The following is an 18,677-nucleotide window of genomic DNA, read 5'->3' as shown; positions in this document are numbered from 1 at the left end:
TTCATATATTTTGTACAATTTGACGAATGTTTTTATCTCATTACAAGTTTCAACGCCTTTTTCGGACACGCACTCACACATTTTCCACAACGGATACATTCCGCAGAATCCGGTGTCTTTACCGGATCCACATCCATCGGGCAGACATGCGTACATTTACCACAATGTATACATTTTCCCATATTCACATCCATATGAAAAAGGCTGACTTTATTCAAAAGTCCATAGATTGCTCCCAGCGGACACATCACTTTGCAGAAAAACCTGCAGATACTCAAACATCCCACCAGTGTGATCACCAGGATTACCATTTTCACGGAAAATAATGTCCCGATCACACGGCGCAGTTCCGGATGTGTGGAAAGGAGCGGGATTCCTCCCTCCAGTGTTCCGACCGGACAGATATATTCACAGAATGCCGGCGCACCGCTTCCGACGGCATTCGTCTTTACAACCGGAAGCATCAGCACAAATACAACGAGCAGAATATATTTGATCCAGGTAAATCCCTTCCATAATTTCTTTTTCGAAAACGGGATCTTATATAAAAGTTCCTGTATCAGCCCGAACGGGCATAAAAAACCGCAGACCGCACGTCCCAGAACGACTCCGAATGCCAGAATCATCCCCCATACATAGAAGCTCGTCTTAAAATCGATCGAACCGTTCACTGCCTGCATCGCCCCGATCGGACATGCCGTTGTTGCCGCCGGACAGGAATAGCAGTTCATTCCCGGATTGCAGAAACTTTTCCATTTCCCCTTATACAATCTCCCCTCCAGAAAATTGCCAAGATATAGATTGGAATAGCCAAATGCTGCAACCTGTATCATTTTTCGTTTTATCTCAAATGTTACTTTTCTCATCATTATTTCTTTATCCAAGACCGATACATTCCAGGCACACATTGACTGCTTTATTCAGTACGATGGATACTTCTCCTCTGTATATTCCATATATGATCATCATAACCGCCACAACCAATATTGCTCCGGCAATCAGACGTCTTGTTATTTTTTGATTACTTTCCATTCAGATAATCCTCTACCGTCTGTTTATACGCATCGACATCCGCTCCGGCAAATGGTTCACCGATGATCTTTCCCGTACTGTCTACAAAAAATGTCGTCGGTACACCGACCAGATTACTGATCATATCGTCAAATTCTTCCGTTGCGATCAGGTGCTGATAATCCGCTCCTGTCTCCTTAATGATCTTTTCCGCCAGTTTATACTGGTCACTTCCTTTTTCATCTACATCCACCAGAAGCCCGATCAGGTTCACATTATCCGGAAGTTCTTTTTTCCACTCTGCCAGTTCCGGTAATTCATCAATACATGGATTACAGTACGTTGCCCAGAAATTCACGACCGTCAGGTCATAGTCTGCAAAGGTATCATTCGTCACTTTATTTCCATCCATGTCTATCGTCGAAAACTCTGGCATATTTACAGGAAATCCGTTTTCACTGGTTTCCTGCTCTCCCGAACTGCTGTCACTCTTTCCTGTCTTATTGCCTTCTTCTGATGTATCTGCACTTTTCGCTGGACCCGATGAGTCACCTGAAGAACTGTCTTCCGAAGAACTGCATGCCCACAGTCCAAGACACAGCATTCCCGCCAGACAGAGTGCGCTTAATTTTTTCATTCTTTTCTTCATATCTTATACTTTCCTTTTATCCATATTTCGAAATTATCATCTATAGAATATCACAATTTGGCGGTTCAAAAAAGAGAGATGTTACCGAAGTAACACCTCCCTTCTATTCATCACTTTTGTAATCCGGATTGCTCCGGCTTATACATAACTAATATGATTATTTTACAATTCCGTCAGCATAAGCTGAGAATACAGCATCCAGTGTATCAGCTTTTTCGCTGTAAGCTGTGATAGGAGCTGAGATTCCGTCTTCGTCTGTTGCATCTTTGTTGAATGAGAATACAAATGGTGACTTGATAACCGGAACAGTCTTCTCTTCACCGGCATCGTTCTTGTATGTCAGGCTTGCACCATCAGCACCGTTCTCGAACTCTTCTGTTGTAAGATTCGTAAGAGAGTTCTCGATCAGAGTTGTGTACATGAAGTTGATGCTGTCGCTCTTCATGATATCGCCTGTGTTCTTATATCCCCAGTCATCCTCGCTGATCTTTCCATCAACATATGGATCCCATAAGTATACATTTACATCATTTTTTACTGCCTTAACATTTACATCAGCGATCTCGTTCTGTGTAGCTTCATCGTATGGTCCGCCTACCATGTAGATAGCATTTCCATCCTGCTGTAACAGCCATGCAAACTGACGATATGTTACAGTCTTGATGTTAACCTTCTCAGCATCCTTAAGAGCCGGGTAGTTTTCACGAACGAAGTCTTCTTTTGAATACTCTGTGAATTCGATGTTGTTGTCATTGATGAAGTCGAACATCTTCTTCATCTGTGCATTGTATTTCTTTGTGCAGTAATGTTTTACAGGATCTCCATTCTTATCTGTAACTTCATTACCTTCTTCGTCATACTCTTTTGTGTATACACCGTCTTTGTCACGCTCTACCATCTGTTCGAACGCATACATTACAGGGTATTTATCAGCGTTGTCTTCTTTGTCGCTGTAGTTTGTTGTATTGTCTTTGTTGTAGATAAAAGCGATTGGCTGCTGGATTCTTCCAACTGTCTCTGTCTCACCTTTTGCATTTGTGTAAGAGATTGCTCTCTCTGTTGTTGATGGGAACTCAATCCAGTCATCAATGTTTGTCAGGTACTGTTTTACAACTTCACCATACATGTAGTTGTAGTTTACACCTGCATTTTCACTTCCGTCAGACATACGAATGAATGTGTTACCATTCTCGTTGTCATCCAGGTTGAAGTCATATGTGTAGATTGTATCGATACCATTCTCTTTTGCATACTTTGTAAGAGAAGGTGTCATAGCTCTTGTGTTGTGGCACCATGATCCGCAAAGTGCGATCATGTATGTTCCTTCTTTCTGGAACAGATCGATCAATTCATCATATGTGATATCTTCATATACTACTTCATCAGCACTCTTGAATGTCTTGATTCCCTGACGCGGTTTGTCTTTTAAGGAGTTTGTGTTGAATGTGTTAAAGTAATAATCTGGCTCGAAGTTGTAATCTGTTGCAGATAATGCTTTTGTTGTATCTGCTTTTTCTTCTGTTTTCTTGCTGTCGTCTGAGCTCTTGCTGTCAGAAGATGAGCTTCCGCATCCTGCAAGTAATGCAGCTGACATAGACAGCGCAAGCAAGCATGAAAGAACTTTTTTCTTCATCTTTTTTCTCCTTTTTTGTTGAAATAAACTTTTTCATTTACATTTTCTTAGCACATCGGAGGTGCTTCACCGGCATCATCGCTTGATCCTGATCCACCGTCACTGCTATATGTAGCTTCCAGATCCAGAAGATCCTGATAATTCTCGATGTTCCATTTCTCATCAGCCGGCACATAAGTATCTACTGCTTCACGTGCTTCTTTTACAGCATCTGCTGCACCATCCTGCTTCTTGTCAGCAAGAGAAGCCTGTTTGATCATAAGTCTTGCATAATTAAGTCTTGCTTCCTTATATGTCTTCAGGTTTGTGATCTTCTCTTCCAGATTCTGGTTCGGATCCAAAGCCTGATAATATTCCGCCGCCTTTTTGAATCTGTCGATACTGTCGTCATTTAATTTCATATCACCAATCTCATCGATTGCTGTGATCGTTCTTGTTACAGAATACTTTGTTGATACTACAGAGAGACCAAGGAAAATGACAGCTAACACGATCAGTACGATTGTAGACTTTTTCAATTTCATTATGCGTTCTCTCCTTTCTTTTCTTCTGCATTAAAGATATTGTCATCCAGAGTTCCCATCTTTCTGGCAACGATTGCTGCAGTTACATTACCTGCAGTTACATTGTCAAATGTACGGATCATATCTGAAATGTTGTTAATCGGTACTAAAAGTACGATCGCTGCGATTGGAAGGTTGACTGCTTTGAACACTGCCATAGCAGATACCACTCCGATACCAGGTACTCCTGCACTTCCGAGTGAAAGGATCAGGCAGACAACAGCTAACATTACATAGTCAGATACTGTCCACGCAATACCCATCGCATTGGTATAGAAAATAGCCAGAAGAATCGGCCATACACATGTACATCCCGGCATACCGATGGTTGTACCAAGGGATGTTGTAAAGTTCGAGATTTCCTCATCGATACCAACACTCTTTCTCTGACACTCAATAGAGGCAGGGATTGATCCAACACTACTTGAAGTCGTAAATGCTGTGATCTGTGCCGGAAGAATCTTCTTGAAGAATTTAAGCGGGCTGAGTTTTGCAACACACTTAATAATGATCGCATTAAATCCATAGCTGTGTACCAGACATACCACATAGATCATAACGACCAGAAGTACCAGCTGTACGAGGGATTTCTTATCCTCGAAGATCTGACTTGCAGATCCTGCTACCAGACACAAGACTGCGAATGGTGTCAGGTCAATGACAAATGCCAGAATACGATAGATAATGTTCTTCAGTGCTTCTACAAGGTTCTTGAATGCGGCTACTTTTTCTTCTCCCTCTTCTGATGAGATTCCAACATATGCTACAGCTACAGCGATAGCAATGATGATGATCGCAACGACGTTATCATTGGAAAGATCTCCGATTACGTTCGTTGGGAAGAATTTCAAAATAACCTGGTCAAATGATGTTGCAAGTTCTTCATAAGAACTGATTGTGCTGTCACTTACTGATGCGATATCAGCAAATACAGCCTCTGCCCCTTTTCCGAGTCCTGTAATGGCTCCAAAAATATATGACAGAACAATTGCTGCTGCAGATGAAGCCAGAAGCCAGAGTACAGAAGTAAGTCCGATACTCTTCATCTTTTCTTTACTATTTAAAGAAATAAAACCTGACATGATAGAGATCAGGATAACCGGTGCCACCAGAGCAGTAATTACGTTGATGTAAATGTCACCAATCAAATCAACCCAGACAAGATAACTGTTGTTATCAGATGCAAATACGAGACCGATCACGGCTCCCATTACCATACTGATCAGAACAACGAATGTCCAGTTGATCTTCATCGCTAACTGATTCAAAACTTTGAACAGCAATAATGTTATGGCTAACACAAGAAGTGCTATCCAGTTAACACTACACAGTAAATCCATTTTTCTTTTCCCCTTTCCTTAAGATTACCGTCCACCAGTGTAACATTTTTTTAACAATTAAGGAAATAGAAAATATTAATAAATAAAGCCATCTATAGAGTTTACCTATAAATAGCTTTATTTATATCAGCGGATTAAAGTGTTAAATTGTCGATAAAAAATAAATATATCATAATTTATATTAATATTCAAGTTCTTTTTTATAATACAATCTTATGTATAATATTCATCTATTCCAATACTTTACTGCATATTATTACACTACTGCTGATTCAACAGCTCTTATCTACAGGACCTGCCACTGGCAGCTCCTTACGAACGCATGGCGATCTACAGAACATGTCATGGACAGCTTCTCTTACATACTTTAGTATAGAAAAATGCCGGCACCCCCAAGATACCGGCATTTTTCCACTCATAGGAATTAATCAGCTTCTTTCGAACGCATGACGATTTAGTTTTAGTTTCTTCTTATTTATAATGTATAATAACGATTTGATTAACAAACAGATTTGATATCTGTGTATTCATAACATTCAAAGCTGTCTGCTACGTTCTTACATGTTAATTTTCCATCATATGTATTGATTGCAGAGTAGATAACTTCGTTATCTTTGCAAGCCTGCTCCAGTCCCTTTCCTGCAATCTGCAGTCCGTAGGATAATGTTGCATTTGTAAGTGCGATTGTAGATGTTCTTGGAACTGCTCCCGGCATATTGCCTACACAGTAATGAACAACACCGTCTTCAATAAAGATTGGATCATCATGGTATGTAACCTTTGTTGTCTCACCACATCCGCCCTGGTCAACGGCAACGTCTACAAATACAGCGCCTGGTTTCATCTCTTTCAGATATTTTTTCTTGAAGATCTTAGGAGCTGATTTTCCTGGAATCAGAACGCATCCGATTACGAGGTCTGCTTCTTTTACAGCTTTTTCAATATTTGCATCGTTAGAAACAAGTGTCTGAATACGTGCTCCGAAGATATCATCCAGATAAGCAAGTCTCTGAAGGTTGATATCCATGATTGTTACGTTTGCTCCCATTCCAACTGCGATCTTGCAAGCGTTTGTTCCTACAGATCCGCCGCCGAGGATTACGATGTTAGCCTTTGGTGTTCCAGGAACTCCTGCTAAGAGAACGCCTTCTCCACCGAATCTCTTTTCAAGGTATTTTGCACCTTCCTGAATACTCAGACGTCCTGCGATCTGACTCATTGGAGCAAGCAGAGGAATGCTTCCGTTTCTTTCGATCAGAGTCTCATAAGCAACACCTTTTACCTTTGCTCCAAGGAGCGCGTCTGTCTGCGGCTTATCAGCTGCAAGGTGGAGATATGTATAAAGGATCAATCCTTCGTGGAATAATGGATATTCTTCCGGAAGCGGCTCTTTTACTTTGATCATCATCTCAACTGTATCCCACACTTCTTTTGCTGTATCAATCATCTTAGCCCCAGCTGCCTCATATTCGGCATCTAAGAATCCTGAACCTTCGCCAGCACCTTTTTCGATATAAACATCGTGTCCTGCATTTACATAACTCTTAACGTTATCAGGTGTCATACCTACACGGAACTCGTTGTTTTTAATCTCTTTTACACATCCTACTTTCATTTTGAAAAACCTCCTAAAATTTTAATCCGTTTACTTTTCTGAATGAAGATTATTTTTCTTAGCTTCATTTTGTTGAAGAATATTCTTCATCTCTTCCTAAACTCATACTAACACAACACAATTACCAATGCAATAAAAGTTATTTTTTTCACTAGTAAGTTATTTTTTTGTCTTTCTAATTCTTTTTCTCTTGTTTTGCAAAGTAATCTTTTACCAGTTTTGCCACTGTTCCTGACAACAGGAATAATGCGATCAAGTTAGGGATAGACATCAGACCATTACAGGTATCTGCAATTCCCCAGATGATACCAAGATCCACTGTTGCACCAAGGATTGCGACCAACGCATACACGATCATAAATGGTTTCACAACCTTTGTTGTAAATACAAACTCGACACATCTTGCTCCGTAAAGTCCCCATCCAAGAATCGTTGAGAATGCGAAACAGCACATTGCAATTGCAGTAAAGATCGTCACCCAGCTTCCATATGTTGTTACGAATCCTGAGATGGTAAGCTCCGCACCTGCTGCCACGCCGTACTGGATTCCTTCGCCTCCACAAAGGATAACCAGTGCTGTCAGTGTACAGATCACGATCGTGTCAGCAAATACTTCAAAGATTCCGAACATTCCCTGTTTTACAGGTTCATCTGTATCTGCACATGCATGTGCGATCGATCCGGTACCAATTCCGGCCTCATTCGAGAAGATACCTCTGGAAACACCACGTCTCATAGTCATAAACATGCTTCCAACCACACCGCCGGTAAATGCGGACGGGTTAAATGCTCCTACAAAGATCATCTCAAATACATGTGGAACTTTGTCTGCATTCAGTACAACTACTCCGATTGCAAGGATGATATAGAATACTGCCATGAATGGAACCAGCTTCTCTGTTACGGTACCGATACGTTTTACTCCACCAAGTAAAACAACCGCTACCAGTGCTGCAATCACAATTCCGATCACCAGATTCACCATACTTATCTGTGCGTCATCAATCACATTGTAGCTTATAAGTGCTGAATCGATGGATGTCGTAATGGTATTTACCTGTGTTGCATTTCCTGTTCCGAGTACTGTCAAACTTCCAAGGATCGCATAGACCGAAGCCATCCAGTACCATTTCTTGCCAAGACCGTTCTTGATATAATACATCGGGCCCCCAACATAATCTCCCTCTGCATTCTTCTCTCTGTAATGAACCGCAAGTGTAACTTCTGAGAACTTCGTACACATTCCAAGCAATGCGGACACCCACATCCAGAACACTGCTCCTGCTCCTCCGATTGCAATCGCACCGGCAACTCCGGCAATATTTCCCGTTCCTACCGTTGCCGCAAGCGCCGTACACACTGCCTGGAATGGAGTGATACTACCTTCTTTCGCTTCTGACTTTGTGAAGATACGTCCGATAGAATTCTTAATGGCATACCCAAATTTTCGGAACTGTATAAATCCTGTACGAGCTGAAAGTACAAGCCCTACACCGATGATACAGACCATTGCCGGAACCCCCCAGACAAAATTGTTAACGGCCGCATTCACGTTTTCAATTGTTTGTAACATTTCTTTTCCTCTCTTTCGTCGTTCGATGCCTTGATAATAGCATACCTTTGTTTTTTTGTATATAATTATTTTTGCACATTTTACATATATGTTATTATTTTCACATATCTTTTTATGCATTATGCACAATATTTTTTATGTTTTTGACGATTTAGACTCAAAAAGATTGGAGCATGCTTCATTTACATGATATATAAATAACGACAAAAAATTATCATTATCTATAAGTTTTTGCCTCTTTTTTCGCATTTCCGAGTGATTTTTCTCTTTTCCACGTTCTCTGTCTTGCAACTTTTGCAGATTCATGTTTAAATCTAATTATCAATATTACTTTCGGAGGAACTATATTATGAAAGATATGAAGGAATTGCTTCATTCTGCACATCTTACCAAGACACAAAAGATCATTGCAGAATATGTTCTGGATAATGCTTCGGAAGCCTGTTTTATGACATCAACGGAGATCGCATTAAAACTTGGGGTAAGTGAATCTTCCGTGATCCGTTTCAGCCGTACGATCGGATTTGACGGCTTTATGGATTTTCAGAAAGCATTGCGTAAAGATTATCAGGATAAGGTACTCAGCATTTCCAGCAGTATTACGGTCCCATCCCAGCGTATCGCAAAGCAGGCCAAATTAGACACCTCTTCTGATTATATCAACCGGCATTTTAAGAATGCCGCACATAACCTGGAAGAAATCTTTATTCAGAATTCTATCGAGACATTTGAGCAGGCTGCTGATCTCATTGTCTCCAGCAAGCACAAATATATTGCAGCAACAAGAGGCAATATCTGTCTTGCGGATTTCTTTCTCCTGTATCTGAAGCAGATGGTTCCGCATGTGACTATGACAACCACCACTTCTATGAGTCCGATCGACCATATGTGTAACATCTCACATACAGATTGTCTGGTACTGTTCAGTTTTCCTCGTTATTCTTCGCAGGATGAAGTAACTGCAGAGATGGCACATGACGCCGGTGCCTCTATTATAGTCATTACGGACAAACCAAGTTCTCTTCTTGCGAAATATGCCGACATACTTCTTACAGTACCTGTAGACAGTAATACATTTTTCAATTCTATGATCGGACCACAGTTTGTAACAGAGGCTCTGCTTGAAATCATCAGCCACAGAGCAAAAGGGATTGAAAAAAGGCTGAATATCATTGATAAATATCTGAATAAACTTGGAAATTACTAATATACCGGCAGCTTTTTCCGGACATATGGCAATCTACAGGACCTTCCACTGGCAGCTCCTTACGAACGCATGGCGATAAAAAGAGCCTGTGATAAAACATTTATCTGTTTTTTCACAAGCTCTTTTTTGTCTCTATCTTCCTGCCAGTTTCATTCTCTTTTTCTTTCGCCAGAAATAATACGGAATCAGACACAACAGTGTCCCTCCCCATGCAAGCGGATAGCTGATCAGCAGAACTTCCACCTCATGATGGATCTTCGTAAGAATCATGATCCACGGAAGTCTTACAAAGAACAATCCTCCAAACGTAAATACCGTCGGCCAGAATACATCTCCCAGTCCGCGCAGGCCTCCCGACAGATTTTCAAGTAGTACACTTAACAGATAACTCGGTATCAGGAAACGCAACATATATACTCCGATCTTAATAACTTTCGGATCTGTCGTGAACATATGATATAATGGCTCGCAGAATACAAAAAGTATTACAATAATCGCTCCCGTAAATATATAAGAGATCACCACATTCACCCGGATGCTCTTATATACCCTGTCCATCTTTCCTGCTCCGTAATTCTGTCCGGCAAATGTCGTCACTGCTGCTCCAAGCGCACTCGATACCGTCCAGAAGATCAAGTCAAGCTTTCCATAAGCTGCCCATCCAGCAGCGGTATCCGTACCAAAGCTGTTGACCGATGCCTGGATCACCACATTCGTCACACCGTATGCACATGCCTGAAGCGCTCCCGGAACACCGATCTTCAATTCTTTTTTCAATACTCTGGCATCCATCCGAAGCTCCCGGAACTTTAATTTCATAGCATCATATGCCCTGGTCAGCGACCATGTAACCAGAATTGCACTGACACACTGCGAAATCACAGTTGCAAGCGCAGCTCCGGCAATTCCCATCTTCATTCCTACCACCATAACGATATCCAGGATGATGTTCATCACACAACAGACCAGCAGATACAAAAGTGGTCTTCTGGAATCACCGACCGCTCTCATGATTGCTGCTCCCATATTGTAGACCAGTGTGAACAGAATTCCCATAAAATAAATTCTGAGATAGATTGTGGAATCTGCCATCATATCCTGCGGTGTATTCATAATTGTAAGCAGCCACGGTGTCAGCACTGTACCAACCAGCGATACGATCAGACTGATCACAATAGAGAACAAATATGCCGTATGTAGTCCCACATGCAGACTCTTTCTGTCCTTTGCACCATAATATTGTGCGATGATAACCGCGGCTCCATTCGCCAGACCATTAAAGAATGTAACCACGATCGTCGATAATACTGCTGCCGGTCCGCCGACACTGGCAAGTGCCGCTTTTCCCACAAAACGTCCCACTATGATCGTATCTACCGTTGTATATAATTGCTGGATCAATGTTCCCAGCATGATTGGAAAAAAGAATATCAACAACTGTTTCCAGATAACACCTTCCGTGATCGCATTTTTTTCAATCGTTTTTTCCCCCATTTTTTGTTCCTCTCTTGCTTTTTCCACATTTTTTGTTTTTTCCGGCGTATTTTTCCCTTTCATCCACCTTCAAATGAGTGATATTCCCACTTTCATCACTCCGGCCAGAATCATCACCCATATTGGATTCATTTTCACTTTTCGAAGTAATATCATGCAGACTGCAAAAATCAGTACCAGACTCCACTTCGTCCCTGTAACTGCGATCAGATCCCTGCTTCCCCAGAATGCCGTGATCAGGATTGAGATTCCTGCCGCCGCGATCATCGCCACAACTGCAGGTCTTAAAGACCCCAGCACACCTTGCAGTACCTCCATGCTGCGATATTTTAAATAGAGTTTTGCAATGACAGTTACGATAATACACGAGGGCAGAATGCATCCAAATGTTGCCGCCAGAGCACCCGGTATCCCTGCAATCTTGATTCCGACAAAGGTTGCTGAATTCACTGCGATCGGTCCCGGTGTCATCTGAGAGATTGTAATAAGATCCGTAAATTCTGACATACTAAGCCAATGATGTCCCGTCACAACCTGTCCCTGTATCAGAGGCATCGCCGCATAGCCACCACCAAAGCTGAACATCCCAACCTGTAAAAAACTTAAGAAAAGCTTCAGATATATCATTTGCCTGCTCCTTTCCTGCTCATACATGTGCGTAAGACACCCAACAATCCACATATGATCACAATATACACAACATTTACCTCAAATACACAGGATGCCACAAATGCACCTGCCATGATCAGCAGCGAGATTCCGTCCTTTTCTTTCACTATGCCCGCGCCCATCTCATAGGTTACTGACGCGATCACCGCTCCGACTCCCGCCTGCATGCCTTCCAACATCTGACTTACCAGTTCATTAGTGCGAAACGCATTATAACAGACAGAAAGTAACGCTATAATGACAAATGGCGGAATGACTGTTCCGATGATCGATACCAGTACACCAGCAATTCCTGCAAGCTTATATCCTACAACAATTGCTCCATTTATCGCGATTGCCCCGGGTGAAGACTGTGCAATCGCAACCAGATCCAGCATTTCCTTTTCTTCGACCCAGTGAAGCTCATCTACAAATTTCTTCTTCATCAGGCTCACGATCACGTAACCGCCGCCGAATGTAAATGCACTTAAATATAATGTTGAAATGAATATCTTCCATAAGACTTTTTTTCTGCTATTCATATTTGATTTCCCTTTTCTCCTGTGGTTTCAACTCTAATGTAACACATGTCATATTTATATTATACACTTTTTAGGATAATAAAAAATTTTTAAATATCCACAAACAGCAATTTTGATCTTCTTTTTCATATGCTATAGTTTAAAGCTATACCCAACCTACAATTTTAAGTATTATGCAAAAAACTATTACATCTGGCATAATAAAATCATCAACTAAGCAAAGACAAATAATCAAAAAATCGGAGGTTTTCATATGATAAAAGACACATTAACTTATGACATCGTAGGTTCTTTTTTACGACCTGCAGAAATTAAAGAAGCACGTAAAGATTATAAAGACGGTAAGATTACAAAAGAAGAATTAACACAAGCCGAAGATCTTGTAATCGCATCACTGGTAGAAAAGGAAGTGGCACACGGTTTGAAATATGTAACAGACGGAGAATTCCGCCGCAGGTGGTGGCATTTGGACTGGCTCAAAGAATTTGATGGATTCGATACCATTCATTTCACAAAAGAAATCAATGGAACCAGTAATGAAATTGAGCTTGGAACCGTTACCGGTAAGTTCTTCTATGATAAGAACAAGGCACATCCGGAGCTTTGTGCGTGGGACTATCTTCATTCTCTGACACAAAAATATGACGGTATTACGGCTAAAAAATGTATTTCCGGTCCGAATATGATCCTGATTGATCACTTCCTTCAGCTTGGTAATAAAGAGACACCTTATTACGGGACAGACATCCATGCACTGATCGAGGATATTGCAAAAGCCTATCAGGATGCAATTTTAGATTTCTACGACCATGGCTGCCGTTATCTTCAGATTGATGATACATCATGGACTTATCTCATCGATGAGAACTTCCAGAAAAAGATAACTGCTCTTGGATATACAAAAGGACAGATTCTGAACTGGTTCCAGCTTGTATCAACAAAAGCTCTGGAACACAAACCGGAAGATTTCTTTATTGCAACACATTTCTGTAAAGGAAACTTCAAGGGAAATCCTCTGTTCCATGGATTTTACGATTCCGTTGCCCCGGTAATCGCTGAAATTCCGTATGACGCATTCTTCGTGGAATACGACGATGCCCGTTCCGGTTCCTTTGCTCCATGGTCTGTCCTGAAAGATAAGGATGCTATCTTTGTCGCAGGATTAATCTCTACCAAGAACCCGATTCTGGAAGATCATGATTTTCTTAAAAAACGTTATGCCGAAGCCCGCTCCGTAGTCGGAGAGCAGATCGCACTTTCTCCGCAATGTGGCTTTGCTTCCGTTGAAGAGGGCAACTGTATTGATGAAGAGACACAGTGGAAGAAGATTGATCTTCTGGTATCTTGTCAGGATTTTCTGTAAAAACGCAAGAGAAGCTGCCAGTGGCAGCTTCTTTCAAATGCATGGCAATCAAAACCAGTGCTTCTTTACATAGTAAGAAGGCAGCTATTCATAACTGCCTTCTATATTCCCGTATTTCATACTATTTTTCAAATGGAATACAATTCCATAATTCCAATAATTTTATTTTTCCTGTTTCTTTTTCCCATTGTTCCTTACTCAGTATCACTTTATCAATTTTTTCCGTTTTAAGTTTCTCCGTCCCACAATGTTCCTGCTGTCTCTTACAATAAAGCATTTCAATCTTTCCAAAATACTCCGAATGTTCTTTCCCTGTTACAACTGCATCTAATGCCACATCCCTGACTTCTGAACCATCAAAACTAATCAACAGAACATGATCACTCACAATATTCCGTCCAGCGATACTTTTTACTCTAAATTGATCAATACCATTTCGTTTTCCCCAAAATTCCAACTCCACAGGCTCTTCTACTGCTTTTGAAATAACGGAAATTTCTGAATTGTACTTTGATGTTAATTTTTCCGTTTCCTTCTCAGGTGTTTTTATTGACTTATCATTTTTCCCTGAAATCATCCAGGTTAACATCACCATGATTCCCAATATGACAATAACACCTATCAACCAGCCAGGTATTACATGCCACGATGATTTTACTCCTGCTGTTCCTGCAGCTCCCATAAATATTCCCCACACAATCAACATTGGATATCTTACTTTTCTCATTTTCTCTTTCATACTCTTACGCCAGCCTTTCTTCTACTTAATCTTTACACTTGCCTCGCTTTCATTGCGAGAAACTTCTTTTTCTTGCTTATAATGTAAACGATCAAGTAACTTGAAGGTCAATATTTTTCGAGAAAATTTAATAGAAAATCGGAATCTTGGTATTTTATCATAAAGTGATCAAATGTGTTCAAGCTTTTTGAAACAAAAATAAGAGAAACGCTGTAATTTCAACGTTTCTCCCATTTTTACTTAATGCCGCAGACCGGAATCGAACCGGTACGGGAGGTTAGTCCCGCAGGATTTTAAGTCCTGTGCGTCTGCCAGTTCCGCCACTGCGGCATTCCAGCATCAGTCACATTTTGCAACTGAACTATCTTAAAATCTGCAACAATCTCTTGTTGCAAAATGGGACCAATAGGGCTCGAACCTATGACCCTCTGCTTGTAAGGCAGATGCTCTCCCAGCTGAGCTATGATCCCATATGTAATTGTTTATCGCCTGCTCACTAAAAGTGACAAGCAAGCGACCCAGAAGAGACTCGAACTCTCGACCTCCGCCGTGACAGGGCGGCGCTCTAACCAACTGAGCCACTGGGCCATTCATGGACCTTCGGGGACTCGAACCCAGGACCGATCGGTTATGAGCCGATTGCTCTAACCAACTGAGCTAAAGGTCCAAAATCTTTAAGTCCCGTAAGGACTAAGCCGATGATCGGACTCGAACCGATAACCTGCTGATTACAAATCAGCTGCTCTGCCAATTGAGCCACATCGGCATTTACCTAATTGCTTAGGCAGTGACTCCAACGGGAATCGAACCCGTGTTACCGCCGTGAAAGGGCGATGTCTTAACCGCTTGACCATGGAGCCATATCTCAGTCACTGTTTTGTGTTTTTTATTTCTCTTGCGTGACCGAGATTTATATTATCATAACACAATACCTTTTGCAAGTGTTTTTTTGAATTTTTTTTATTTTTTTCAAAAAAACTTATTTTTGCGTATTTTCTGCCATTTTCAGAAGTGCTCTATTCTTCTATTTCGCGCTCGTCATTAGCGACTCTTTCAATATGCATCGCCAAATATCCTGTCTCGACTTCTTCTAATTTCACACCAAGGCTCTCACCTACCTGATCACAGACTGCCTGTGCCATTCCAAACGATTTTGGAAATTTCACTTCCATGTAATCATTCATATTCACCTTCAGCTTCTCACCGCTTAAGGCTCTTGCTACCATATAACGGATATGGTTCATCAGACGGTTATAGGATAACGATGCGATATCGATCGGCTTTCCGATTGCTTCTTCTACCATGCTGATACACTCTCTGACGGATCTTGCCATCTGCATCGCCTGCGATACTTTCTCATCCTCTATCGCCGAATGAATGTGAAGAGCCACATATCCAACCTCATCATCTTCTATATCAATGCCAAACTGCTTTTGAAGAAGCGGGCGGATACTTTCTGCCGCTTTGAATTCCATGTGAAATAATACACGGATATCCTCTGTGAGCGGATTACTGATCTGCTCATGATTCTGAATACGTTTTACTGCAAATGCAATATGGTCTGCAAGCGGGAACAATACCATACGGTCAATCTTCCCGAATATCTTTTCCGCCTCGTCGAGCACGGCATTCGTTACTTCTAAGAATTCCGGTGCGATGGACTTTACGATTTCTTTTGCCCCGCCCCGTTCTTTATATTTTTGGAGAGAATATAAACGGTCTTCTGGTCTTACTTCGATTCTTTCTGCAACTTTCCTGCCGAATCCGACTCCCTTTCCCATGATCAGGACTTCTTTGTGATCATCCTGATGGATGGCCATTACAGTATTATGATTTAAAACTTTTTCTATCCTGTACATCATATCCCCACTCGCATTTCCACATTAGATTCTTTTACGCTTCATAGATATCAATCGCGAAAAGCTCATCTCCTGCCTTGATCTCACCTTCATTCAGAAGACGGATCTTCTGGTTGTCTTCCAGCTCTGTGCAGAGAACCGGTGATGCTACAGACGGTGCATTCTCTCTCAGATAATCCAGATCCAACTTCAGCATCGGATCACCCTTCCTCACTGCCTGTCCGTTCTCAACGAAGCACTCGAATCCTTTTCCGTCCAGTTTTACTGTATCAATGCCAACATGGATCAGAAGGCTTACTCCAGATTCTGTCATGAATCCGATCGCATGCTTGGTATCGAATACGAAGCATACTTCTCCGTCTTCCGGTGCTCTTACGATCGCATCTTCCGGTGTCACAACAGCACCGTCTCCCATCATACGTCCGGCAAATGCTTCATCCGGCGTTGTGGAAAGATCTGCCGCAAGTCCTGTGATTGGACTTGAGATCACGATTGTATCTACTACTTTCTTTTCTCCTGCCTTGTCTTCTATTGTAGCATCTTCTGATGCATTCTGACCAGTACTTTCTGTATCCTTCTGTGGCTCATACAACTCTTTTGGCGCATGTTCCAGATAATCTTCCAGGTCCGCCTTAATAACTGTCACACTCGGCCCGTAAATGACCTGTACGCCCTGTCCACGGTGTACCACGCCCGATGCTCCGGTCGCCTTTAAGATTCCATCATTTACCAGATCCGGATTGCTTACCGTACAACGAAGTCTTGTCGCACAGCAGTCTACATCTTCAATGTTCGCAGATCCTCCAAGTCCTCTTGTGATCTCCGCACTCAGTGAATCTTCCGAACCAGCTGTTGCACCAGCTTCCGTATTGCCTGCTTTTCTCGCATTTACATCTGCTTTTGTATAAAGCTTTGTCTCTTCGTCATCATCTTCACGTCCCGGTGTCTTGAGATCTAACTTCTTGATCAGGAATGAGAAGATAAAGTAATACAGGAAGAAATAGATAATTCCTACCGGAATGATTCTGATCCAGCTTGTCTTCGCATTTCCCTGAAGGATACCGAATAACAGAAGATCTAAGAATCCACCGGAGAATGTAAGTCCTACCGCAATATTCAGGATATGTGCGATCATGTATGCACTACCTGCCAGTACCACCTGCACTGCAAAAAGAACCGGTGCTACGAACAGAAAAGAGAACTCCAGAGGCTCTGTGATACCTGTTAACATACATGTCAGTGCTGCGGAAAGAAGAAGTCCGCCTGCTGCTTTTTTCTTCTCTGGTTTTGCTGTACGGTACATTGCAAGTGCCGCTCCCGGAAGTCCGAAGATCATGAAGATGAACTCACCTGAGAAATATCTCGTTGCATCTGCGCTGAAATGCGTAATATGTGCAGAATCAGCAAGCTGTGCGAAGAAGATATTCTGACCTCCCTGGATCAGCTTTCCGCCGACTTCCATCGTTCCGCCGACAGCTGTCTGCCAGAATGGAAGATAGAATACATGGTGCAGACCGAATGGGATCAGTGCACGTTTTACAATACCGAAGATCAGTGTTCCAAAGTAACCCGTTCCTGTTACCAGACCACCCAGTGCATAGATACCGTTCTGCACGATTGGCCATACGAAATACATTGCGATTCCGACGAACATATAAGTAATCGTTGAAATGATCGGTACGAATCTGGAACCGCCGAAGAATGATAACGCATTCGGCAGTACGATCTTGTGGAAACGGTTGTGAAGTGCCGCAACACCAAGACCTACAATGATACCGCCAAACACACCCATCTGCAGTGTATTAATTCCACATACCGAAGCAATCGTTCCTTCAAGCACATTCTTGGAAATGGTTCCGTCTGCCGCGATCTTACCACTGATTTCAAGCATACTGTTAATAGAAATGTGCATAACAAAGTATGCGATCAGTGCAGATAACGCTGCAACTTCTTTCTCCTTCTTTGCCATACCGATGGCTACGCCAACGGCAAAGATAAGCGGAAGGTTGTCGAAAATTGCACTTCCGACTTTGTTCATGATGATCAGCAGCGAATGAAGAAGTGTTCCTTCTCCTAAGATTCCCTGCAGTCCATAAGTTGCGATCGTTGTGGCATTGGTAAAAGAACTACCAAGGCCAAGGAGCAATCCTGCTACCGGAAGGATTGCGATCGGGAGCATGAAGCTTCGCCCTACTCTTTGCAATACGCCAAAGATTTTGTCTTTCATAGTTTTTCTCCTTTTCTTTGTACAGGTATCTATGCATAGTGTAGGCTCTTTTGAAGATGCTATACGTGATGATGATTTTCACATCATTATAAATACAAAAAAGAGGCACTAACTCTGCATAAATATTACTAATTATACATAGTTAATGCCTCGTTCACTAACAAGTAACATACTATATTAATATAATATCACCATTCACATATTCTGTCAATCC

16 protein-coding genes and 6 tRNA genes are annotated in these 18,677 nt (G+C 41.8%); 2 read left to right on the top strand and 20 right to left on the bottom strand.

Translation table 11 applies throughout. The features are described from left to right. Positions 1-32: 32 nt before the first annotated feature. From NQ508_RS03055 to NQ508_RS03020, 8 genes are all read right to left on the bottom strand, one after another. Positions 33-869 carry a 4Fe-4S binding protein gene (locus tag NQ508_RS03055; RefSeq protein WP_006427839.1) on the bottom strand — a complete coding sequence of 279 codons (837 nt, stop codon included), beginning with the start codon at positions 867-869 and terminating at the stop codon, positions 33-35. 7 nt (positions 870-876) lie between these two features. Continuing rightward, positions 877-1,032, bottom strand: a complete 156-nt coding sequence (locus NQ508_RS03050) for a CD1871A family CXXC motif-containing protein (protein WP_006427840.1) — start codon at positions 1,030-1,032, stop codon at positions 877-879. Continuing rightward, positions 1,022-1,660, bottom strand: coding sequence for a TlpA family protein disulfide reductase (locus tag NQ508_RS03045; protein WP_006427841.1), 639 nt, complete (start codon positions 1,658-1,660; stop codon positions 1,022-1,024). The genes NQ508_RS03050 and NQ508_RS03045 overlap by 11 nt, the downstream gene beginning before the upstream one ends. A 157-nt stretch (positions 1,661-1,817) precedes the next feature. Beyond that, entirely contained in the window at positions 1,818-3,293 is a 1,476-nt protein-coding gene (locus NQ508_RS03040; protein ID WP_006427842.1) for a hypothetical protein, read from the bottom strand. A gap of 47 nt (positions 3,294-3,340) precedes the next feature. Then, entirely contained in the window at positions 3,341-3,817 is a 477-nt protein-coding gene (locus NQ508_RS03035) for a hypothetical protein (protein ID WP_006427844.1), read from the bottom strand. After that, entirely contained in the window at positions 3,817-5,196 is a 1,380-nt protein-coding gene (locus tag NQ508_RS03030) for a dicarboxylate/amino acid:cation symporter (RefSeq protein ID WP_006427845.1), read from the bottom strand. Before NQ508_RS03030 ends, NQ508_RS03035 begins: the two co-directional genes overlap by 1 nt. Positions 5,197-5,695: 499 nt before the next feature. Continuing rightward, on the bottom strand, positions 5,696-6,811 hold the full coding sequence (gene ald / locus NQ508_RS03025; RefSeq protein ID WP_006427846.1) for an alanine dehydrogenase: 1,116 nt from the start codon (positions 6,809-6,811) through the stop codon (positions 5,696-5,698). Positions 6,812-6,986: 175 nt separating this feature from the next. Beyond that, positions 6,987-8,384, bottom strand: a complete 1,398-nt coding sequence (locus NQ508_RS03020; protein WP_022415209.1) for an alanine/glycine:cation symporter family protein — start codon at positions 8,382-8,384, stop codon at positions 6,987-6,989. A 349-nt stretch (positions 8,385-8,733) separates the two neighbouring features. Here NQ508_RS03020 and NQ508_RS03015 point away from each other — a divergent pair, with 349 nt between their 5' ends. Next, a complete protein-coding gene (locus tag NQ508_RS03015; RefSeq protein WP_022415208.1) occupies positions 8,734-9,591 on the top strand; it encodes a MurR/RpiR family transcriptional regulator in 858 nt (285 codons plus the stop codon). A gap of 132 nt (positions 9,592-9,723) precedes the next feature. Here the strand turns inward: NQ508_RS03015 and NQ508_RS03010 are convergent, their stop codons facing one another. From NQ508_RS03010 to NQ508_RS03000, 3 genes are all read right to left on the bottom strand, one after another. After that, positions 9,724-11,085: an MATE family efflux transporter gene (locus tag NQ508_RS03010; RefSeq protein ID WP_044920189.1), complete on the bottom strand. Its 1,362-nt coding sequence runs from the start codon at positions 11,083-11,085 to the stop codon at positions 9,724-9,726. A 69-nt stretch (positions 11,086-11,154) separates the two neighbouring features. Further along, a complete protein-coding gene (locus NQ508_RS03005; RefSeq protein ID WP_006427851.1) occupies positions 11,155-11,712 on the bottom strand; it encodes a chromate transporter in 558 nt (185 codons plus the stop codon). Then, entirely contained in the window at positions 11,709-12,275 is a 567-nt protein-coding gene (locus tag NQ508_RS03000) for a chromate transporter (RefSeq protein ID WP_006427852.1), read from the bottom strand. The genes NQ508_RS03005 and NQ508_RS03000 overlap by 4 nt, the downstream gene beginning before the upstream one ends. Positions 12,276-12,528: 253 nt before the next feature. Between NQ508_RS03000 and NQ508_RS02995 the strand changes: the two genes are divergently transcribed. Continuing rightward, on the top strand, positions 12,529-13,638 hold the full coding sequence (locus NQ508_RS02995) for a uroporphyrinogen decarboxylase/cobalamine-independent methonine synthase family protein (protein WP_006427853.1): 1,110 nt from the start codon (positions 12,529-12,531) through the stop codon (positions 13,636-13,638). A gap of 121 nt (positions 13,639-13,759) precedes the next feature. Here NQ508_RS02995 and NQ508_RS02990 read toward each other — a convergent pair whose 3' ends face one another. The 9 genes from NQ508_RS02990 to NQ508_RS02950 form a co-directional block, all read right to left on the bottom strand. Continuing rightward, a complete protein-coding gene (locus tag NQ508_RS02990) occupies positions 13,760-14,377 on the bottom strand; it encodes a hypothetical protein (RefSeq protein ID WP_006427855.1) in 618 nt (205 codons plus the stop codon). Between the two features lie 244 nt (positions 14,378-14,621). Continuing rightward, positions 14,622-14,707: transfer RNA gene (locus NQ508_RS02985), tRNA-Leu, on the bottom strand. 67 nt (positions 14,708-14,774) lie between these two features. Continuing rightward, a tRNA-Val gene (locus NQ508_RS02980) sits at positions 14,775-14,847 on the bottom strand. A gap of 44 nt (positions 14,848-14,891) precedes the next feature. Continuing rightward, positions 14,892-14,965, bottom strand: a tRNA-Asp gene (locus NQ508_RS02975). A gap of 5 nt (positions 14,966-14,970) precedes the next feature. Beyond that, a tRNA-Ile gene (locus NQ508_RS02970) sits at positions 14,971-15,044 on the bottom strand. A gap of 26 nt (positions 15,045-15,070) precedes the next feature. Continuing rightward, a tRNA-Thr gene (locus NQ508_RS02965) sits at positions 15,071-15,143 on the bottom strand. 22 nt (positions 15,144-15,165) lie between these two features. After that, a tRNA-Glu gene (locus tag NQ508_RS02960) sits at positions 15,166-15,237 on the bottom strand. Positions 15,238-15,393: 156 nt separating this feature from the next. Then, positions 15,394-16,236, bottom strand: coding sequence for a PRD domain-containing protein (locus NQ508_RS02955; protein ID WP_044920191.1), 843 nt, complete (start codon positions 16,234-16,236; stop codon positions 15,394-15,396). 34 nt (positions 16,237-16,270) lie between these two features. After that, positions 16,271-18,463, bottom strand: a complete 2,193-nt coding sequence (locus NQ508_RS02950) for a PTS sugar transporter subunit IIABC (RefSeq protein ID WP_006427859.1) — start codon at positions 18,461-18,463, stop codon at positions 16,271-16,273. Positions 18,464-18,677: the final 214 nt, after the last annotated feature.

The sequence above is a fragment of the Dorea longicatena genome, from assembly GCF_025150085.1.
Classification (GTDB): Bacteria; Bacillota; Clostridia; order Lachnospirales; family Lachnospiraceae; genus Dorea_A; species Dorea_A longicatena.
Note: the sequence above shows the minus strand (reverse complement) of the source record. Positions and strands in the feature narration are given on the sequence as shown.